Source organism: Bacteroidales bacterium, from assembly GCA_018334875.1.
In the GTDB taxonomy this organism is placed as follows: Bacteria; Bacteroidota; Bacteroidia; order Bacteroidales; family UBA12077; genus JAGXLC01.
Window position 1 is genome coordinate 1 of record JAGXLC010000049.1, and the last position, 21,077, is coordinate 21,077.

Consider the following 21,077-nt stretch of genomic DNA (forward strand, 5'->3'; position numbering starts at 1 on the left):
TATGGGGAGAATGCTTCATTCTCTGATGACGGCAACCGTATCGCCTACACTGACAAATCACGGATATACAGAACCTGGAAAAGATACCGCGGCGGAATGGCACCGGACATTTTTCTGTTTGATTTAGGTGATTACTCCCATACAACGATCAGCCCTCATGTGGCCAATGACGAGCTTCCCATGTGGAGCGGCAATAAAGTGTATTTTCTTTCCGACCGGGGTGAAGATAAAAGATACAACCTGTGGGTACACAACCTGGATAATAATGAAACCAGGCAGATCACCAGCTATGCAGAGTTCGATGTACATCATCCTTCGCTTGGTCCCGAGGACATTGTTTTTGAAGCAGATGGCAAGCTGCATCTAATGAGCCTCAGTGATGAATCTGTTACCCCGGTGGCCATTTCCGTTGTTACCGACCATCAAAACCTCAAGCCGAGACCCGAAAACGTAAAAAAACTGACACAGAACGCCTATATATCGCATGACGGAAAAAGGGTGGTGGTGGAAGCAAGGGGTAAATTATTCTCCCTTCCGGCTGAAAAAGGATATGTAAAGAACCTGACCAACAACAGCGGAGCAGCCGAAAGATACCCAGCCTGGTCGCCCGATGGTAAAAAAATCGCCTACTGGAGCGACGAATCCGGAGAATACGAGCTTCACCTACTCAACCTGGAGGACGGATCCAGGCAAAAGCTGACCAGCTATGGTCCAGGATACCGTTATCAATTGCACTGGTCACCCAACAGTAAAATGCTGGCTTTTGTCGATCAGACCATGGCCATCAAAATATTCAATACACAAACCAATCAAACTACAGATGTTGACAAAGGATTGTGGATGTATCAGGGAGGTTTGTCGGGCTTCTCTGTCAGTTGGTCGTCCGACAGCCGTTGGATGGCTTATGACCGGGGCGAGGAGAACCGAAACAACTCCATATTCATTTATGATACCGAAAACTCTATCAGGAATCGTGTGACAAGCCCATTCTATAATGAGCATTCGCCTGTGTTTGATCCCGAAGGCAAATACCTGTACTTCATTACCAACCGGGCATTCAATCCTGTCTACAGCGATTTCGACAATTCCTTTGCTTATACCCATTCTGCCCGGATTGCTGCAACATCCCTTCAAAAGGACACCCCGGCAGTTACTGCCCCGAAAAATGATGAGGTAGGAATGGAAGAAGAGGAAGAATCCCCCGAAGATAAAGGGAAAGAAGAGGGAAAAGAAACGGATGAAGCGGAGGAAGATAACGATGAGGAAGAGGAAGCAAAACCCGTAGAAATTGACTTTGACGGACTGGAGCAGCGAACAGTTATTATTCCAATAGATGCAGGCAGCTATAACCATCTTTCAGCCATAAAGGGGAAGGTAATCTTTCACGATTATACCCATTCGGACAATGGCAATCGGCCTGTTAAATACTATGATTTTGAGGAAGAAGAAGTAAAAACCATCATTGAGAATGCGCGGGACTACATGTTGACCGGAAACAGAAAGAAAATGCTTGTAGCTGTGAATGGTGAGCTGGCCATCATCGATGTTCAACCTGACCAGAAACCTGAAAAAAAGCTGCGTTTGGATGAAATGGAAACCCACATTGATCCCCGTGAAGAATGGCAGCAGATCTTTAATGATGCATGGCGCTTTGAACGGGATTTTTTCTATGACAAGAATATGCACGGCGTCGACTGGCAGGGAATGAAGGAGTATTACGGTGGATTGCTTGAATTTGCAGTGACCCGCTGGGATGTGAATTTTATCATCGGTGAAATGATTGCTGAACTGAATGCATCCCATACTTACCGGGGCGGCGGTGACAGTGAATCAGGCCCCCGCAGGAATGTAGGTTATCTGGGAATCGACTGGGAAGAAAGCAACGGCCGCTACAAGGTAAAAAGGATCATAGAAGGATCTCCCTGGAATGCCGAAGTACAATCTCCCCTTTCAATGCCGGATATGGATGTTAGTGAAGGAGACTACATCCTTGCAGTAAACGGCACTCCGCTTACTTCTGAAAGGGAACCTTACAGCGCTTTTCAGGGCCTGGCAGATAAAGTTGTGGAGTTAACCGTAAACGGTGCACCTTCCATGGAAGGTGCCAGAAAAGTAATTGTCAAAACAATGAGCAGCGAATACCGGCTCCGACATTTGGAATGGATCGAGCAAAACCGGAAAACGGTTGAAGAAGCCACCAACGGGAAGGTTGGCTATATCTATGTACGGAGCACCGGCCGGGATGGTCAGAGCGAGCTGGTCAGGCAGTTTGCCGGACAGTGGCATATGGATGGCCTGATCATTGATGAGCGGTTCAACAGCGGTGGTCAGATACCCGACCGGTTTATCGAGCTTTTGAACAGAAAACCCCTTGCCTACTGGGCCGTAAGGGATGGAAAAAACTGGCAATGGCCACCCGTAGCCAACTTCGGCCCCAAAGCCATGCTGATCAATGGTTGGAGCGGTTCTGGTGGTGATGCTTTCCCCGATTTCTTCAAAAAAAGAGACCTGGGTCCCCTGATAGGAAGCAGAACCTGGGGAGGCCTGATTGGAATGACCGGTTCTCCTTCGCTCATCGACGGGGGAATGGTTTCGGTACCCACCTTCAGGATGTACGATCCTGACGGTACATGGTTTGCAGAAGGCCACGGCGTGGAACCGGATATACAGGTGCCGGAAAATCCTACCGAACTGGCTAAAGGCAGAGATCCCCAATTGATTAGAGCAATAGAATGGGTTATGCAGGAATTGGAGGAAAATCCTCCCAAAACGCCAAAACCTGAGCCCTATGAAGAGCGTTGACAAAAGAAAATATCATAAGGCATGACCAGATTATAAGGCTAAAGGGATTGTTGAAAATTCCCAAACCCTCGAAGATAAACCATCCTTCGGGGGTTTATGTAAAAACGCAATTTTACACTAAAAAAATCCGCAGGGGATTCATCCTGCGGATTATTATTTCAAAACATATCAGAATGTTATTCAACGATTCAAATCTTCCTTACGTTCATTACCCCATAAATCCGCATCGTTTCCCATGTTCTTCCTCCATTCATGACGCCATTTATGGATATCCATATGGTTAATGAAGGGCATGGGTTCCCTGGCCTCTTTATCAGGAATAGGAGAAAGCTCGTTCAGCGGCGGTTTCGCGTACCAATATGCCACGCTGGCCAAATCCAGGGTCAGGCAATTGTTGTGCCCGTGCTCAATGGAAAATGTAAGCGATTTATCAAAATATACCTGACCTTTTTATGAAAATAATCCCTTTCTGAATGCTCATTTAACCTCAAAAACAAAATTTCAGACAATATGATCCCTGTCTTCATAAAAATGAAGATTTAGAGAGGTAATATGGTTTAATGTAGCATTGAAAGAAGAATGGTTGGCAGATGAGCAGCCGGTGACCTGATTCGGGGTATTTCACGGATCACGCGCATTCTGCCCTTTTTACAAGCCGGGCATAAGCCACTATCAAAACCTGTAAGCCGCCTGATGTGTTCGGCAGTAGTTTCCTTTTCTTTTGGGCTTGCTAATTGTTCAATATCAGGTTTCTTTTCGGTAAGCATACTGGGAAATACATATTGTAAGGGTGCCAGAAGGCCTTTATCTTAGCCGAAAAATTTTAGGCTATGAATAAAACCAGGCAAAGAAGCAGTCAACAGATGCAAGTATTGATTGACAAGTTCAATCGAAGCAAAGTTAGCAAAAAACAATTCTGCCACCAAGAAGGCATCCCCATTTCGGTATTTTATTACTGGCAGAGAAAGTTTAAACAAACCGGTCAATCTTCAGGTAAAGGATTTTTACCGGTAGAAGTTAACCATAAGCCCACAATCCAATCCTCTGTTGAGATATCCTTTCCCAATGGGGTAGTAGTCCGTTTAGAGGAAGGTAGTGATATCGATATGATCCGTTCACTGATTTCAAGTATATAGCCCTATGTTTGCATTGAATTCCTCTCTTCGTTTTTATCTCTACCGGGGAGTAACCGATATGCGCAAGAGCTTTGACGGTTTGTGCGGTATTGTTCAAAGCCAGCTGGGCAGAGATCCGACTTCCGGTGAAGTTTTTATATTCATTAATCGCCGGCGCGACCGGGTTAAACTGCTTCACTGGCAAAGCGGGGGCTTTGTTTTGTATTACAAACGCCTGGAGTCAGGTACCTTTGAGTTTCCTTCTGCTGGTGACAACGGGCTTTATTGCCAGATAAGCTGGCGTGGACTTGTGATGATGATCGAGGGAATATCCCTTAAAAATATAAAACAAAGAAAAAGGTATAGTTATCAACAAGATTTCCACAAAAGCCCTGTCAGATAAGATTTTCCCGGTAATTTTATTATATTTGCATTAGTGAAACAAACCGGTAACATATCGCCATCCAATGAAATCACTCCCGAAGCTTATTACCTTCTTGAGAAAGAGAAAGAAAAGCTGGCCCGGGAAAACCAAAACCTTCAAAACGAGGTATTGTTTTTGAAAGAAGAGCTGGCCCAGCTTAAGCGGATGATCTATGGCAGCAAAAGCGAGCGGTATGTGAAAGACAAGGCTGATGCCCTCCAGGGGTCTTTATTTGGAGCTACTGAAATGGAAGAAAAACAGCCTGAGGAAGCGACCCAGGAAATCAACTACAAGCGGACCAGGGCCAAAAAAGATAAGGCCCGTCCCCTGAGAGGAGAAATACCGGCTCACCTGCCGCGTGAAGAACAGGTTATAGAACCCGATGGTATTGATAAGTCAGCCAAAAAGATCGGGGAGGAAATAAGCGAGCGGCTTGAATATAAACCGGGCAAATTATATGTACGCCGTATAGTTCGCCCCAAGTATGTTACCGGTTACAGTGATGAGAAAACCAACATTTCTATAGCCGAGGTGCCTTCCCAGATTATCCCCAAGGGTAATGTAGGGGAGAGCTTGCTGGCCCATATTACCATCAGTAATAAAAAGAGAAAAATTCCATGAAGGATTTTAGATATTTATAACGCCGATGGGCTTGTAATTGACAGAAAAAAAATTAGAGATTTCATCAAAATATAAAAATCATGCAAGTGTACAACATCAAAAACCTTTCAACCTGACAGTCATATTTATGATTGTCGTGGTAATGTCATCTTTCACATACGCCGTAGCAGATGCATCTAAAACGGGATCTTCGGAATCCGGCGTACAAAAGAAACAGACGCTTGATTTTTGGAATGGAAACCGGTCTGCCGTACGTCAGGATTACGAGCGTGAAGTGTTGAAAGCCATATTGGAGGCGACCGACCAAAAGTGGGGAGCACTAGAGATTGAGGAAAGCCGTGAAGAATATCCCGGCAATGAGGAATCGCTGGTATTTACGGAAAAAGGCCACGACCTGTTTGTAACCATTGCCGGAAATCAGAAATTTAAGGAGGGTGATATGATTGTGATCCCTCACCCGCTGGCCAAAAACCTGCTGGGATACCGGGTGCCGATCATAAGGGAAGAGGATGCCGGCTTATTCGACAGGATCAGTAAGCCGGAAGATATACAAAAGCTGAAGCATGGCATACCCGAGACCTGGAGCGACGCAACCATTTTCAGGTACAATGGTTACCGTGTGGTGGAGAAGGGAAGCTTTGACGACATATTTGACCGTCTGCAGAACGGTCTCTTTGATTACAGTGCCTATGGGGCGAATGAAGTATAGGGTGTTTATGAAAACCGTGCATCAAAACGCGAAGGCCTGATGATCGATCAAAACATACTGCTATTTTACCCTTCCCCCCTTGTGTTTTAAGTAAACCCGGATCTTCCCAAATTGGCTGAACGAATTGAACAAGGCCTGTAAAAGATCATCGCCTCAGGTAAACTGGATGCTCTTTTCGAAGCGCATTAGGGCGATAATATAGAGCAACTTAACCTGGAGAGCCGCCTGCTTTTTGTGTTAGACCCCCCTGATCCCCGATGCATTTCGCGACCTGACCCCCGAAATTGAAAAACTGCAATATTAGGCCACCCCCCAGATTAGCCGGTTTCAACAGGACAGATCAATTGTAAATACCCGGTTCCTTCTGTAAGCCGCGAAAGACAGGTACACCATACAATACCAGTAAACCCAAAAGAAAAGGAATCGCTTTTTGGGATAAACCCATTTTTATTGCGTACCTTCGCCCCCGAGTTGATAGAACATCCCTGCGAAGGATCCCTCCCAACCCAGGAAATTGAAAACATAAATTACAACAAACATGCGATTCGAAGAATTAAAAATTAGTGAGCCCATTTTTCGGGCACTCAAAGAAGAAAATTATTCAACACCCACCCCGATACAGGAACAAGCCATACCCCATATCCTCAGCAGAAAAGATGTAATGGGCAGTGCCCAGACCGGTACAGGCAAGACAGCAGCTTTTGCCATCCCCATCATCCAGCTGCTTGAGCAGGAACGGACAAAGAAAAAGGGGGCCCACAAGATCAAAGCCCTGGTCATCACCCCTACCCGGGAGCTGGCTATCCAGATTGGAGAGAGCTTCTCCACCTACGGGCGACACACCGGCATCAAAAACACCGTGATATATGGGGGTGTGAACCAGCATGGCCAGACAGAGGCCCTGAAAAGGGATATCGATGTGCTGGTGGCCACGCCCGGAAGGCTGCTCGACCTGATGAATCAAGGTTTTATCTCCCTGAAAGATATCGAATATTTTGTGCTGGACGAGGCAGACCGGATGCTCGACATGGGCTTCATCCATGACATCCGCAAGATCATTGCAAGGCTTCCGGAAAAAAGACAATCCCTGTTCTTTTCGGCCACCATGCCCAAAAACATCGTGGAGCTCTCGCGTCAGATTCTTCACAAACCGGTAAAAGTGGAGGTAAGCCCGGAGTCCTCCGCGGCAGAAACCGTGCAGCATTACATGTATTATACCAACAAATCAAACAAGAAAAACCTGTTGCTCCATATCCTAAAGAATCAGGACATCGACCAGGTATTGCTGTTTTCACGTACCAAGCATGGTGCCGACCGGATAGCCCGCAACCTGAAAAATAAACGGATCCATACGGCGGCCATCCATGGCGACAAATCACAAAACCAACGGCAGAAATCGTTGCAGCAGTTCAAGGATGGTGATGTGCGCGTGCTGGTTGCCACAGACATCGCTGCCAGGGGCATCGACATCGACAGCCTCCGGTACGTGATCAATTATGATCTGCCGAACGTGGCGGAGACCTACGTGCACCGCATCGGGCGCTCCGGCAGGGCTGGCGAAGAGGGCACTGCCATATCCCTGTGTGAGCCGGAAGAGAATGCCTACCTGAAAGACATCGAAAAACTCATCGGCCAGAAGATAGAGAAGGTCGACGACAACCCCTACCCACAAACCGAGCGGCCGATGAACGCCCAGGAGAAAAAGGACTTCGAAAAGGAAAAACAACGACGTAAACAGGAATATTTCGCCAACCGATAAAAAAAATCCAGATAAGCGTTATCTCCAAAATTTAAGTGGCAATCATCATTCTGGCATTCAACCAACAACCATAATTCTTTCTGTTCAAAAACAGCAATCGCCTTTATGCGCTTCTTGCCTAAAATGATTAAGGTCTTATATGATTTGGATAGAATTAAAATATGTCATACCTTTAAACCTCAATTTAAATAGTTTATTAATATGGAATATATTGAGATTATAATCAAACTGTTAATTAGCCTGAGCGTACTTAATGTTTGGCTTCTCAGAGCTAAGAGGCCAACTCAATGGCGAGGTGGGAATGCCGAATCGTTAAAAGATGAGTTTCAAGCTTACGGGCTTTCCGAGGGAATGATGAAGGCTGTAGGCTCCATAAAAATTTTACTCTCCCTGCTGATCATTGCTTCAATATTCTACCAACCTTTAGAAAATATTGGTGCGATAGGAATGGCGATTATGATGGCCGGGGCAGTATTTATGCATATCAAGATCAAGGATGGACTCAAGCGTTCGCTTCCGGCTTTTATTTTTCTTTGTCTATCGCTCCTTGTATTTTTCATTTAAATTTGAATCCCAACACCCCTTCGCGGTTTGGCTTCTCCTGAAAGAAGGCAAGGTTTAATACTTAATAGTAACTTACGATACCATAACTCATGGATGAAAGCTTTTATTGACCCTGGGGTAACCAAAGTAGGGATGGGAGTATTCCGTTTTGGGGCACCAGGAAGTGTTAAAATAATCCTCGGTACCAGTTCCATGCAGCGAAGGTTTCTTCTCCCCGTCAATAAAAAACATGTCATCGCCTTCACCGTAACACATCGGTGTAGGCGAATGCACATAGTAATTCACCCCGACAAAATGGCCTTTTCCTTTAATATCGGCGATCAGGTAGTTTCACTTTCCTGTTGGATTTTTTCCCTGTTCACCGAGCACGGCCCATTCATTTTCACCTTCAGGAGGAGCCTCGGTCAGCTCCTTATTATACCACGCGTGGAAGCGCCCCATATCCTCATCCAGAGATTCTACCTCCTTATAATCGATGTAATAATAAAAGGCATCAATCGCTTTTCCGGTTTGGTTTTCAATCTCTATTCTGGCCCCATCCGAAAAAGGCATGGTGAAATAAGATAGCAGCGCCCTGCCTTCAGTGGGACCAACGGCCAGGGGCAGACTTGAATAATTATAGCTTTCCTCCCATCCCTAGCCGAAGAAGGGGCCAATGGGGGATACCACAGAAGGAAAATCGTTGTCATCCCAGTAAATCTTCAGGATGATGGCATTCCGGCTCAGGTTTTCAGACGTTGGCGCGATGGTAATCCATATATGATTGATGATACCGGCACCATCCACATCAAACAGGGAGCGTGTTTCCCCGTCCTGAATGTGCTCAAAGCGGTCATTATTTCCCCTGTGGTATCATAACTACTGACTCTTTTAGATTTTACCCCTTCCTTGATCTTTGCCAGATCTGAAAGCGCATTCCTGTCTGTCTGTGCGGATAATTGAGTAAAAAATACCAATGATCCCAAAAGCAGAAATATGAATATCTTTTTCATATAATGCCCATTAAAAAATTATTCATAGAACCTCTCATTATGTTGCTCTGCATATTCCATCAACCGGTCGGTTATTTCCGGGTATCTGTGAAAAACATTCCGCTTCTCATAGGGATCGTGTACCATATCAAACAAGGCTGTATCGATTTTACGCTGCGTATATGTCAGGGGTCTGCGGATCTGCTCGCCCAGGTTGGAGTCGGGCTGGAGTCCTCTGACACCTCTCCTGGTATATGTTCCACCTTCTCCTTTTTCCAGTGATCTGTACTGATGGGGCAGGTGTAACTTCCAGTGTCCGTCAGCGCTAATCACTGCCTCGAGGCTGGAATGCCTGGCAAAAGGATAGTAATCATGCGGATTTTCCGCTCCGGGCTGGTGGGTGATCAGATCCCATACATTCTTCCCGTCAATCTCATTGTCCGGAAGCGGACTGCCGGTAACATGACAAATCGTAGGCAAAATGTCAATTGAGGCAAAAGCATTATGTGAAACGGTATTGGGTTCAATATGTTCGGGATATCTTATAATGCATGAATTACGGACACCCCCGTCAAATGTGGTGCCCTTGCCTTCACGGTAAGGGGTTTTACCGGCACGGTCCATATAGCTTAACCAGGGACCATTGTCGGAGCCGATGAAAATGAACATGGTATTCTCTTCAACCCCGTTTTTCTCTAAAGCATCCATGATCTCTCCCACAGACCAGTCCAACTCCATCATTACATCTTCGTATAAACCCAGACCGGATTCACCCTTGAACTTATCACTGACAAAAAGCGGCACATGGGGCATGGAATGGGGAACATACAGAAAGAAGGGTTCATCATCGTGACGGTTGATAAAATCAACGGCATTTTCAGTATACCATGTACTAAGATTCCTCTGATCCTTTGGAGTCATTGAATCGATCTTAACCTCTCCGTTCTCCCAATAAGGTAAAGGCCATTGCCCCCAATGTTCAGGGTTTTCAGGATGATAGGGCCACATATCGTTTGAATACATAAGGCCGCAGGATTCATCAAAGCCCCTTGAATGCGGCCTTTGGCCGGGCACATCACCCAGGTGCCACTTGCCAAAACTGGCGGTAGTGTAACCATTTTGTTGCATCACCTCTCCTAAGGTGGCGAATTCCGGGTCAAGGCATTCAGAGTTGGGACCGTGTGCTCCAAAAACACCGGTTCTGCCGGGATAGCAACCTGACAACAGGGCTGCCCGGGAAGCTGAAGAAACAGCCACCGGCACGTAAAAATTGTAATAGCTACGCCCTTCTTCTGCCAGCTCACTGACATTGGGAGTAGGATAGCGGGTTTCACCAAAAGGTTTAAAATCGGCAAAACCTGCATCGTCAATAAATACCATCACCACGTTGGGTTTTTGTTGTTCGCCCTCTGTGGATTGATTACAAGCAAATGCGGCCAGCACAAAAGCCAGACCGATCAGCTTCAGAAGCATACGCTGAAAGAAATTCTTTTTCATAGTTTTAAATTTTTGGATATGTTTAGTGGTCTTCTTTTAATATCTCTTTCAAAAATTCCCTGAATGGACCGGAAAATTCTTTCCTTTTCAGCCCAAACTCCACCGTAGTTTTCAGAAAATCCATCTTGTTACCTATATCATATCTTTTCCCTTCCACGGTATAGGCAATTATATCCTCCTGTTTGAGCAGGGTCCTCAGGGCATCGGTCAGTTGTATCTCACCCCCCTTGCCGGCCTGGGTTTTAGCCAGGATGGGAAAGATTTCCGGTGTCAGCACATATCTTCCTGCAATGGCCAGATTTGAAGGGGCTTCTTTGGTATCGGGTTTTTCAATCATCTTTTCAAGCTGAAGAATCCGGGTGTCTAACTTCTCTCCTCCTACAATACCATAGCGTGAAACCTTATCCTCAGCCACTTCTTCTACCCCTACAATGGGCTGGCGGTATTGGGCATAAATATCCACCAACTGCTGAGTCACGGGAATTACGGAATCGATCACCGTATCCCCCAGCAATACTACGAAAGGTTCATTGCTGCAATGATATCTGGCATGATAGATGGCATCTCCCAGTCCTTTCAGTTCCTTTTGCCGGATATAGTGGATGTTGGCCATCTCTTCAATATGCTTCATCTGATCGTAAAGGACCTGGTCATCCTTCTCAAGAATACGGGATTCCAACATATAATTGCGGTCGAAATGGTCCTCAATGGATCGTTTGCCTTTTCCGGAAACGATCAGTATATCTTCAATGCCGGAATCCACACATTCCTGAACCACATATTGAATGGTCGGTGTATCGATTATGGGCAGCATCTCTTTGGGCTGCGCTTTGGTTGCGGGCAAAAAGCGCGTACCAAAACCTGCAGCCGGAATTACAGCTTTTTTTATCATAAGTGTTATATTATAAAGGGTTTAATGACTCTTGCATTGACCTTTTTCAGGTGGACCATCAAGCGGCGCAACATCTCATCGTCTTCATATACTCCGATGATAGCCCCTCCGGAGCCGGAAAATTTTGCAGACGCCCCGCAGTCTCTGGCAATTCTTACCATCTCCTTGTTGGTTTCAGAGATGTTCATGATCTTACTTCGCAAATCAAAATTTTTATCTATTAAATGATTCAATGTTTCATAATCCCTGTTTGAAAGGGCTTTTTTACCTTCTTCTGCCAGTTCGGCAATCTCATTGAGTGTATTGACCACTTCAGGGTCTCCCTGGTAATATCGCTGCTTCACATTATTGAACACCTTACCCGAGACCTTGCTCAAATCGGTTCGATAGGCAAGATACAAATTGGGTAACAGTTTGTGATCAAGGGACTCATAATATCCATGGCCATGGCGGTCAAAATACTCCTTATCAAAATCCATAAAAACACATCCATCGTAAACCTGAATCACCCTATCCTGGAGACCGGCATTGATACCCAGCTCATCAACCTCCGCGGATAAAATAAGCCCGGGGAGCACGGGCTTGGGTATTTCTACATCATAGAAACGCATAAGAGCCTTCATGGTAGACGTAACGATGGCACTCGATCCGGCAAGGCCTACCTGGCGGGGAATAGAAGTCTGATACCGTATGGTGAAATTCCTGCTGTTGAGCTTAACCCCTTTGTTTTTACAATATTCCCCGAATTTCTTTATAGAAGCTTTTATCAGGCGGGTGCCGCCATAATAACCGGTGGCCCTTACATTGTCTATCAACTGGTGAATGTTACGGAACTGATTTTTGTCGACTTCCTGTTCCTCAATGACCAGCTCGGGGCTTTCATAAAGTGTGACATTGGCTCCGAAATTCCTTATTATGATGGACAGGGTTTTACCAAAATATCCGTCGGATGGATTTCCGAGAAGACCTGCCCGTGCAAAGGCCCTGGATTGTATTATCATTTGTTCAGGTTTGATACTTGTTTGTTCAAAAATATAAAAATTGCGCGAGTATAACCAAAAAGAAACAAATTAAGCACCAAATTTTAAGAGCCAGAGAACAAACAATCTCAAAATGCTAAAAATCAATAACCAGACCTTCCATTTAGAGGCCAGTTCACCTCAAAATTTCCCATAAAGGGAATATTCCTCTGTATTGCAATAAAGGGAAGAATAAAAGCAGTAGCCATTCCGGTTGGTTTCCAGTTTTCTCTGAAGATGCAGCACCGGTGATCCTTCAGCTATCCGGAGATAGCGGGCCACCTTTTCATCGGCAGGAATTGCCCGGATACGCTGGTCCCCGCCAATCACATCGATCTTGTAATTTTTCCGTAACACCTCAAAGAGCGATTTGTTTTCCATTTTCCTTGAAGTAAACCGGGGGAGATTGATATTGGGTAGATAATTGATGTCATAAAACACAGGAACATCTTTTACCAGCCGTAAGCGTTCCAGCCGAATACATCCCGACTCCTTTTCCCTTTTGGAAAGCTTGTAAAAGAAAGGCTCTTCCCATGGTTCCACAGTGGGTGGGGTGAGGATCTTTGTCTGTAAATTATGCCGGCCCACGGCAGAGGTAGTGCCCACTATCGAAAGAATTCCAATGGCGCCCGGATCTCTTTTGGAAACGATACTCCCTTTTCCCCTGTGCTTTTTAATATATCCGTCTTTCACCAAAGCATCCAGGGCCTGCCGAACGGTGGGCCTTGCTAAATTGTGCAGTTTACTTAACTCATTCTCGCTGGGTAACATGTCCCCTTCCTGATATACACCTTCCTCAATATGACGCCGAAGCATTTCGTATATTTTTCTGTAATGGGGAATATGAAGTTCATCCATAGGCATCAGTAAAAATTTTAGTACTTTACCGGTCAAATTCTTGCATTTTTTGGCAAAACTTGCCCGGTAAGGTACTGTGGCAAAATTTATGAGGCAATTTTCAAAGATAAAAATAATTGAAAAAGATCATGACCTTTATATAATTTTGCCTCATAAATTTTGCTTGCTAATTTGGACAAGCCAAAACGGAAACACATTAAATTCCTTCAAAGTATCCTGTTTGGTTTTGGCTTGTCCAAATTAGGCAGATTAAAAATACACTTTGCACACCCGGAATTATATGTGAACAATTTTAACATTTCTACACACCAAAATAAAATATAATCCGATAATCGATAAAAACAACAATTTTATTTGGTTGGCATATCCGATATTGCTCAATCCTGTATATACAAGATAAAAATAATTTTTGTAAAGATAAAATAAAGTTGTTTTAATTCTCAAAAAAATAATTATTTTTGATAAATAAACAGAATTGATCTTGTATTTACAAGCACGAATAATAATTCAAACCACAGGAATATATGGCGACACCAATCACGATGCCCAAACAGGGCCAGTCCGTTGAAAGCTGTATTCTCACCGAATGGCACAAGAAAAAGGGTGAATACGTAAACGAAGGAGATATACTTTTTACCTATGAAACCGATAAGGCTTCGTTTGAACATGAAGCAGAAGCAGAAGGTACGCTTCTGGAGACATTTTTTGAGGAAGGTGACGAGGTGCCCATACTCACAAATGTAGGTGTCATTGGAGAACAAGGGGAGGCAGTGGATGAATTCAACCCTCATGCAGGCTCCCGGCCAGGCAAAACCGAAACCGAAGCGTCAGCTCCGGATGAGGAAACCCGGGAGACAACCAAAGAGACACCTCCTCCTGAAACTACGGCATCCCCTGAACCAGAAAAGCAACAAATGCAGGGAAAGACCGCCATATCCCCCAGAGCCAAAAAGCTGGCGGAACAGCAAAGGGTTCTTTATCAGAACCTGAAAGGATCCGGGCCCTACGGACGGATTATTGAGCAGGACATACAGCAGGCCATCCAGGCAGGGCAGAAAGCGACTTCCCTTGCCTACCAAAAGACAGAAGAATCAGGTGAAGCTGCTCCAAAGGAAGGAACGGGCATCGGAGGAAGGGTTACCGACAAAGACCTTACCGATCGTATATACAGAGAAGATTATGAGGTAAAAAAGCTGACCAATGTAAGGAAATTGATCGCCTCCAGCATGCATGCCTCCTTACGGAATTCAGCCCAGCTAACCCACCATACAAGTGCCGATGCGCGAAATATTCTGCAGCTTAGGAAGACCATCAAAGCCAAAAAGGAAGAAGGGCTTGTATCCAATATTACACTGAATGACATGGTTTGCTATGCAGTGGTCCGGGCACTGAAAAAACATCCTGATGCCAATGCCCATTTTGCAGAGGATCACATCAAAGTTTTCAACAAGGTACACCTGGGCTTTGCTGTCGATACAGACCGCGGCCTGATGGTACCCGTCGTTAGAAACGCGGATGACCTCACACTGGAAGGCTTGTCGAATCAGATGAAGGCCCTTTCCGACCGATGCAAGCAGGGCGATATCGATCCCGAATTGATTGCCAGTGAGTCTGGTTCATTCACTGTATCCAACCTGGGAGCGTATGGAGTGGAAATGTTTACTCCAGTGCTGAATCTGCCCCAAGTGGGCATACTCGGTGTGAATACCATAATCAACAGGCCGGCAGACTTGGGTAACGGTGCTTTTGGATTTATTCCATATATTGGATTATCCCTAACTTACGACCACCGGGCCATCGATGGCGGACCGGCCTCATTGTTCCTAAAAAACATCAAGGAAGAGATTGAAGCATTTGAGACTGCTATTATATAATATCAATTATTAATAATTAAACACTTATGAGAAGAGATGAAGCATCAAATAACAAATCACAAATACCAAACAATGTCAAAATCCAAATATTCAATGACCAAAACAAGTACGTGCATTTTTTGGCAGAAAATGAAATTCTAATATCTGGGTTAGGATTTAGAATTTAGAGTTTAGGATTTAGAGTTTAGGATTTAGAATTTAGTGCTTAAGATTTTATCAATATAATTATAGAAATCTCTAGTAAATTAACTGAATATGCCTTATGATCTTGGAATAATCGGTGCAGGACCTGCCGGATACGTTGCAGCGGAACGGGCAGGCAGTAAAGGGCTATCCACCGTACTGTTCGACAAACAGTTTATCGGTGGCGTTTGCCTCAATGAAGGATGTATCCCTACCAAAACCTTGCTGCACACCGCAAAACTTTATGAATATGCCAAAGAGGGCAAAAAATACGGTCTTGACCTGGAAGGTGTCTCCTATGATATCTCCCGGCTTATGCAACGCAAGAATAAAATGGTAAAGAAGCTGGTCGGAGGGATAAAATCGCAACTAAAGAACAGTAAAGTAGAGATGGTGATGGAAGAAGCTTCCATTCTCGAAAAGAACTCCGATCACATCAAAATACAAGCCGGCGATTCCATTCATGAATGCAGGAATTTGCTTATTTCTACCGGCTCCGAAACGTTTTTCCCTCCAATTCCCGGACTGAAGAAAGAAAATGTATATACCAACAGAGAAATCCTTCAAATAGAGGAAATTCCCGATGAAATGACCATCATAGGAGGCGGTGTCATCGGCATAGAATTCGCTGATTTTTTCGCCACCATGGGTACAAAAGTCACGGTTATCGAAATGCTGGATGAAATCATCAGCGGTATGGACCGGGAACTGGCAGCGATGCTGAGGAAAACCCTTGCAAAGAAAGGCGTGGATATCAAACTGTCAGCCAAAGTAACCCAAATGAACAGCAAGGAGATCACCTATGAAGCTAATGGAGAGGAACAAACGATCTCCTCAAACCATATTCTTCTGAGCGCCGGAAGGAAACCGGTGATAGAGCTTCCGGGAATAGAAAAACTGGATATTGAATACGATCGCAATGGCATCAAAATAGACGAATATTGCCGGACCAATACACCTCATGTATATGCAGCGGGTGACGTGACGGGTTATTCTCTCTACGCTCATACGGCCAGCAGGGAAGGTGAAGTTGCTGTCAACCATATGGTAGGCAAAAAAGATTTGATGCGATATGAAGCCGTTCCGGCAGTGGTATATACCCATCCCGAGGTATCCGGCGTAGGGCTCACAGAAGAAGCGGCACAGGAAAAGAATATCCCCTATGAGGTTCGTTCCCTGCCAATGCCTATGCCGGGAGATATGTCATCGAAAATGAAGGAGTAAACGGACTGTGCAAAATCCTGGTTGGAAAACAGTACGGCAATATACTGGGAATACATGTTCTTGGTTCTCCAAGCTCTGAGATTATATTCGGAGGGGCAATGGCCATAGAGCAACAGTTGACCATTGAGGAATTCCAGGAAATGGTTTTCCCTCACCCCACGGTATCGGAAATATTCAAGGAAACAGCATTTAAGAAATAAAAAAGCACATATAAAGCAATAATGACTTGCAAAATTTAAACACACACTACAATGGAACAAAAATTAAGTGAAAAAATCAGAAATTTTATTTTGAGTGATATTGATTTGACCAAAAGCCAACATTTTGAATCAAGCGATTTATGGAAACGCCTTGCAAAAACAGGTTCCGAAATATGGCTGGATACAGGGGATATAGATGAAGCTTCCAATCTTTGGTGTAGTGAGATGTCAGCCCTGACAACAAACAATACCTTACTCAACAAAGAAATTCAAAAAGGAATTTATGACGATCTGATTATTGAAGCCAATAAATTGCTTTCCGATCTGGAAGAAAAAGACCGGATAATCGAGATTGCTTTCATCTTAAATGCAAAACACGGGCTGAAGCTTGTTGAAAAATTCGGAGGCAAGGTCAGTGTCGAATTACATACCGATATGGCAAATGATATTGAAAACACAGTGTCATATGCCAAAAGATTTTATGATATATGTCCCGAACATTTCATTATTAAAATACCGCTCACTCCAGCAGGATTTATTGCAACCCGAAAAGTGAGAGAAAAAGGCATACCGGTAAACTTTACACTGAATTTCAGTGCAAGGCAAAATCTTATTGCAACCATATTCTCTAAGCCTTCCTATGTTAATGTTTTTCTTGGCCGTCAAAACGCTTTTGTAATCGATAACAATTTGGGTGACGGTCAGTTGATCGGGGAAAAATCCACCTTAGCCAGTCAAAGAGTAATTTCCGAAAGCTCAAAAAATAACCCCGAACCCACCAAACAAATTGCAGCAAGTATAAGGGACGCATCTCAAATTACCAGCCTGGCGGGTGTGGATGTATTTACCATTCCGACAAAAGTTGCTAAGGAAACCGAAGCCAACCATAACACTAATTTTGTTTCAAACAGGGATAAAGATTACACCATTCATCTTTATGACAATATTGATCCGACAACGGTTAAAATTGAAAAACTCTGGAATTACTCCGAAATAGAACATAACTTTGCTCATCAGTTGGATAAAAATCCACCTGAAACAGCGGATGAATTTGTAAACCGGGCACATAAAGCCGGTCTGCAGGATCTATTTCCAACCTTGTCTTCAGCGGAATGGGAAACAATAGCTGAAGACGGAAAAGTTCCCGTTTATGAAAGATGGAAAAATCAAATCGCAGAAAACAAAATATCCCTGGATGCTTTATTAAATGCATCGGGCCTGGCCAGTTTTGCTACAGACCAGGCTGCATTGGACAACAGAATTCAATCTTTGATTAAACAATAAGGTTTCCAGGTATCCACATAATGTCAAAATATATAACCAAAATGCAATAAATTATGCCTAAATCACAATTTATAAATCCCAACGAAGCGAGAAAACCCGGTAAGATCACCTTTGGTGAGATACCCATCAATCAGTACCAAAAAAGCATTGACGAGGAGAAAAAGAACTTCAGCAATGACGATTTGCAAAGGATCTACCGAGACATGACAGTCATAAGGGAATTTGAAACATTGCTGAATTCCGTAAAAACTACAGGTGAATATCATGGTGTAAAATATAATTATCCGGGGCCTGCCCACCTGTCAATCGGTCAGGAAGCCGCCGCTGTAGGTATGGCCTATAATCTGACGATTGAGGATTTTATTCTGGGATCTCACCGTAGCCACGGAGAAATACTGGCCAAAGGGCTCTCTGCCATTGAGCAGTTATCTGACGACGACTTGATGCGGATCATGAAAGAATTTTTCGACGGCGCCATATTGCAGGTGGTCGAAAAAAACCATAAAGGGGATGTAAAAGATCTGGCCATCAAATTCCTGCTGTACGGCACGCTGGCTGAAATTTTCGGAAGAAAAACCGGGATCAACAGAGGCCTGGGTGGCTCGATGCATGCCTTTTTTACTCCTTTCGGCATATACCCGAACAATGCAGTAGTGGGAGGATCCGGTGACATAGCCGTAGGTGCGGCTCTTTATAAGAAAGTCAATCAAAAGAACGGCATCGTGGTCGCCAATATCGGGGATGCTTCCATGGGATGCGGTCCTGTATGGGAAGGGATGACCTTTGCCTCCATGAACCAGTTCAAAGAGCTGTGGACCGGAGATTATCAGGGTGGTATGCCCATCATATTCAACTTCATGAACAACCAGTACGGTATGGGCGGACAGCCCGAAGGGGAAACCATGGGATTCGATTCACTGGCCCGTGTGGGAGCAGGAGTAAATCCTGAAATGATGCACGCTGAACGCATCGACGGCTATAACCCCCTTGCTGTAATAGATGCTTTTAGTCGCAAAAAGCAAATACTGGAGGAGAAAAAAGGGCCGGTTCTGCTCGACACCCTCACCTACCGCATCAGCGGCCATTCTCCATCCGATGCTTCTACCTACCGGACTAAGGAAGAAATAGAAGCATGGCAGGAAAAAGATTCACTTCAGAGCTTCAAGGATGACCTGCTCAACAATCAGGTGGCTACGGAAAAGGAGCTAAATTCCACCCAAACATCCACCATTGAACTGCTCAAAGAGATCTACAACCTGGCCATTGATGAAGAAATCTCTCCACGGCTGGAATTAGACAAGGACCCCAATCTGGTTGGGAAAATGATGTTTTCCAATCAATCCATCGAGAAGATGGAGGACCGGAAACCTGAGACATTGATTCCGAAAGAGGAAAATCCAAGGCTAAAGCAACTTGCCAAGCGCCATCGCTACGGATTGGATGAAAACGGAAATCCGCATTCTACTGTCAAAACCTATCAGCTTCGTGATGGCATTTTTGAAGCCATACTGGACAAATTTTACACGGATCCCACACTCGTTGCCTACGGAGAGGAGAACAGAGACTGGGGCGGTGCGTTTGCCGTGTACCGTGGTCTAACCGAAGCATTGCCCTACAACAGGCTTTTCAATTCTCCCATCTCGGAAGGTGCGATTGTCGGAACCGCCATCGGTTATGGCATGGCAGGCGGCCGTGTCATCGCGGAGATCATGTACTGCGATTTTCTGGGACGTACAGGGGATGAAGTCTTCAATCAGCTTCCCAAATGGCAGTCGATGAGCGGCAATGTAATCAAGATGCCGGTGGTTGTAAGGGTATCCGTAGGGAACAAATACGGACCCCAGCATTCGCAGGACTGGTCATCGCTTGTTGCCCATATTCCGGGCCTGAAAGTGGTATACCCGGTAACACCTTATGATGCCAAAGGGCTTATGAACGCGGCCCTTAATGGCACCGACCCGGTCATTTTCTTTGAAAGCCAGCGCATATACGGCATCGGTGAGTGGTTCCATGAGGAAGGCGTACCGGATGAATATTATGAGATACCGCTCGGTGAGCCGGATATCAAGAGGGAAGGGAAAGATGTCACCATATTGACCATCGGTTCTACTCTCTACACCGCCCTCAAAGCGGCCGATACCCTGAAAGAAAAATACGGCGTGGAAGCCGAACTGATTGACGCCCGGTCACTGGTACCTTTTAACTATGAGACCGTACTGCAGTCGGTTAAGAAAACAGGGAAAATCCTGCTCTCCAGTGATGCTTCTTCACGGAACTCCTTCTTGAAAGATATGGCAGAGAATATATCTGAAATGGCTTTTGATGATCTGGATGGCCCACCGGTGGTTGTTGGATCAAGGAACTGGATCATTCCGCCGTATGAGCAGGAGAACCATTTCCTGCCTACACCGGAAAAAATGATCGATGCGATACACGAAAAGATTCTGCCGTTAAAAGGACATCAGGTGACCACGAACTTTACCACTAACGAGCAGATAAGAAGGGCGAAAGGTGGAGTATAGAAACGATTGAATGATTGAATGATTGAGTGATTGAATGCCTGCCGCCAGGCAGGCGGGTCTGCCCGCACGCTGTCGCTGAAGCTTTAGCGTAAGCAACCGGAACGCAGTGAAGATGGGATTGAATGATTGGATGATTGAGAGAGGCATTGTCATTAAGTCGTCATTGATGGTCATTATGTTGTCATTGATTGTATTAACAAGTCGACTAAAAAGCAGGCATTGAAATAGCTAGAATTACAGCAGTAGAGACGCAATGTTTGCGTCTCGAAGGTGCGGGCAGAACACATTAAATATGAGCAGACGGGAAGAGAGGAAAAAGTAGTGAGCTTTGAGTAGTGAGTCGGGTGAAGAGGGAGGAAGTAGTGAGTTCTGAGTAGTGAGTCGGAGAGTTTTGCTCTAAGCTCTGTGCTCTATGCTCTGTGCTCTATGCAAAATTACAGCATTTAAGCCCGCCTGCTGCGGGCAGGTATTTCGTTATTGAGACCTAAAAGTAAAACCAACAGAAAAGAACTATGAAGAACATTTTACAGCAATTTTCAACGGAAGAGGAATTGGTAAA

The 21,077-nt window shown here is 44.9% G+C and carries 15 protein-coding genes and 2 pseudogenes; 11 read left to right on the forward strand and 6 right to left on the reverse strand.

Features of this window, described 5'->3' with window-relative positions; genetic code table 11:
- A partial coding sequence (locus KGY70_06245; GenBank protein MBS3774767.1) for a PD40 domain-containing protein occupies positions 1-2,802 on the forward strand: 2,802 nt, incomplete at its 5' end.
- A 180-nt stretch (positions 2,803-2,982) separates the two neighbouring features.
- Here KGY70_06245 and KGY70_06250 read toward each other — a convergent pair.
- On the reverse strand, positions 2,983-3,213 hold the full coding sequence (locus KGY70_06250) for a hypothetical protein (protein ID MBS3774768.1): 231 nt from the start codon (positions 3,211-3,213) through the stop codon (positions 2,983-2,985).
- A gap of 419 nt (positions 3,214-3,632) precedes the next feature.
- Here KGY70_06250 and KGY70_06255 point away from each other — a divergent pair, with 419 nt between their 5' ends.
- The 6 genes from KGY70_06255 (at position 3,633) to KGY70_06280 (ending at position 7,994) form a co-directional block, all read left to right on the forward strand.
- A complete protein-coding gene (locus KGY70_06255) occupies positions 3,633-3,938 on the forward strand; it encodes a hypothetical protein (GenBank protein MBS3774769.1) in 306 nt (101 codons plus the stop codon).
- Positions 3,939-3,942: 4 nt separating this feature from the next.
- On the forward strand, positions 3,943-4,320 hold the full coding sequence (tnpB, locus tag KGY70_06260) for an IS66 family insertion sequence element accessory protein TnpB (protein ID MBS3774770.1): 378 nt from the start codon (positions 3,943-3,945) through the stop codon (positions 4,318-4,320).
- Positions 4,321-4,353: 33 nt separating this feature from the next.
- The gene (locus KGY70_06265; protein ID MBS3774771.1) at positions 4,354-4,962 is read left to right on the forward strand and encodes a transposase; all 609 of its coding nucleotides are present in this window, start codon (positions 4,354-4,356) and stop codon (positions 4,960-4,962) included.
- A gap of 127 nt (positions 4,963-5,089) precedes the next feature.
- Entirely contained in the window at positions 5,090-5,671 is a 582-nt protein-coding gene (locus tag KGY70_06270; protein MBS3774772.1) for a hypothetical protein, read from the forward strand.
- A gap of 538 nt (positions 5,672-6,209) precedes the next feature.
- Positions 6,210-7,430 carry a DEAD/DEAH box helicase gene (locus tag KGY70_06275; GenBank protein MBS3774773.1) on the forward strand — a complete coding sequence of 407 codons (1,221 nt, stop codon included), beginning with the start codon at positions 6,210-6,212 and terminating at the stop codon, positions 7,428-7,430.
- Between the two features lie 201 nt (positions 7,431-7,631).
- On the forward strand, positions 7,632-7,994 hold the full coding sequence (locus KGY70_06280) for a DoxX family protein (GenBank protein MBS3774774.1): 363 nt from the start codon (positions 7,632-7,634) through the stop codon (positions 7,992-7,994).
- An 87-nt stretch (positions 7,995-8,081) separates the two neighbouring features.
- On the opposite strand, the pseudogene KGY70_06285 reads toward KGY70_06280, so the two are convergent.
- From KGY70_06285 to KGY70_06305, 5 genes and pseudogenes are all read right to left on the reverse strand, one after another.
- Positions 8,082-8,986: pseudogene (locus KGY70_06285) on the reverse strand (DUF2961 domain-containing protein).
- Between the two features lie 18 nt (positions 8,987-9,004).
- Positions 9,005-10,462, reverse strand: a complete 1,458-nt coding sequence (locus tag KGY70_06290) for a sulfatase-like hydrolase/transferase (protein ID MBS3774775.1) — start codon at positions 10,460-10,462, stop codon at positions 9,005-9,007.
- Positions 10,463-10,484: 22 nt separating this feature from the next.
- On the reverse strand, positions 10,485-11,354 hold the full coding sequence (gene galU, locus KGY70_06295; protein MBS3774776.1) for a UTP--glucose-1-phosphate uridylyltransferase GalU: 870 nt from the start codon (positions 11,352-11,354) through the stop codon (positions 10,485-10,487).
- 5 nt (positions 11,355-11,359) lie between these two features.
- Complete coding sequence (locus KGY70_06300; protein MBS3774777.1) at positions 11,360-12,355, reverse strand: hypothetical protein; 996 nt, start codon at positions 12,353-12,355, stop codon at positions 11,360-11,362.
- A gap of 159 nt (positions 12,356-12,514) precedes the next feature.
- A complete protein-coding gene (locus KGY70_06305; protein MBS3774778.1) occupies positions 12,515-13,231 on the reverse strand; it encodes a GntR family transcriptional regulator in 717 nt (238 codons plus the stop codon).
- A gap of 524 nt (positions 13,232-13,755) precedes the next feature.
- On the opposite strand from KGY70_06305, the gene KGY70_06310 reads away from it, so the two are divergent.
- The 4 genes and pseudogenes from KGY70_06310 (at position 13,756) to KGY70_06325 (ending at position 20,518) form a co-directional block, all read left to right on the forward strand.
- The gene (locus KGY70_06310) at positions 13,756-15,105 is read left to right on the forward strand and encodes a 2-oxo acid dehydrogenase subunit E2 (GenBank protein MBS3774779.1); all 1,350 of its coding nucleotides are present in this window, start codon (positions 13,756-13,758) and stop codon (positions 15,103-15,105) included.
- A 255-nt stretch (positions 15,106-15,360) separates the two neighbouring features.
- A pseudogene (gene lpdA, locus KGY70_06315) lies at positions 15,361-16,712 on the forward strand (dihydrolipoyl dehydrogenase).
- A 51-nt stretch (positions 16,713-16,763) separates the two neighbouring features.
- Positions 16,764-17,996 carry a transaldolase family protein gene (locus tag KGY70_06320; protein ID MBS3774780.1) on the forward strand — a complete coding sequence of 411 codons (1,233 nt, stop codon included), beginning with the start codon at positions 16,764-16,766 and terminating at the stop codon, positions 17,994-17,996.
- Positions 17,997-18,049: 53 nt separating this feature from the next.
- Positions 18,050-20,518, forward strand: coding sequence for a dehydrogenase (locus KGY70_06325; GenBank protein MBS3774781.1), 2,469 nt, complete (start codon positions 18,050-18,052; stop codon positions 20,516-20,518).
- Positions 20,519-21,077: the final 559 nt, after the last annotated feature.

What these genes read in the sequence shown, in the direction of transcription:
- KGY70_06255 (MBS3774769.1), top strand. Translation starts at nt 3,633, where the DNA reads ATGAATAAAACCAGGCAAAGAAGCAGTCAACAGATGCAAGTATTGATT.
- tnpB (MBS3774770.1), top strand. Translation starts at nt 3,943, where the DNA reads ATGTTTGCATTGAATTCCTCTCTTCGTTTTTATCTCTACCGGGGAGTA.
- KGY70_06270 (MBS3774772.1), top strand. Translation starts at nt 5,090, where the DNA reads ATGATTGTCGTGGTAATGTCATCTTTCACATACGCCGTAGCAGATGCA.
- KGY70_06275 (MBS3774773.1), top strand. Translation starts at nt 6,210, where the DNA reads ATGCGATTCGAAGAATTAAAAATTAGTGAGCCCATTTTTCGGGCACTC.
- KGY70_06280 (MBS3774774.1), top strand. Translation starts at nt 7,632, where the DNA reads ATGGAATATATTGAGATTATAATCAAACTGTTAATTAGCCTGAGCGTA.
- KGY70_06290 (MBS3774775.1), bottom strand. Translation starts at nt 10,462, where the DNA reads ATGAAAAAGAATTTCTTTCAGCGTATGCTTCTGAAGCTGATCGGTCTG.
- galU (MBS3774776.1), bottom strand. Translation starts at nt 11,354, where the DNA reads ATGATAAAAAAAGCTGTAATTCCGGCTGCAGGTTTTGGTACGCGCTTT.
- KGY70_06300 (MBS3774777.1), bottom strand. Translation starts at nt 12,355, where the DNA reads ATGATAATACAATCCAGGGCCTTTGCACGGGCAGGTCTTCTCGGAAAT.
- KGY70_06305 (MBS3774778.1), bottom strand. Translation starts at nt 13,231, where the DNA reads ATGGATGAACTTCATATTCCCCATTACAGAAAAATATACGAAATGCTT.
- KGY70_06310 (MBS3774779.1), top strand. Translation starts at nt 13,756, where the DNA reads ATGGCGACACCAATCACGATGCCCAAACAGGGCCAGTCCGTTGAAAGC.
- KGY70_06320 (MBS3774780.1), top strand. Translation starts at nt 16,764, where the DNA reads ATGGAACAAAAATTAAGTGAAAAAATCAGAAATTTTATTTTGAGTGAT.
- KGY70_06325 (MBS3774781.1), top strand. Translation starts at nt 18,050, where the DNA reads ATGCCTAAATCACAATTTATAAATCCCAACGAAGCGAGAAAACCCGGT.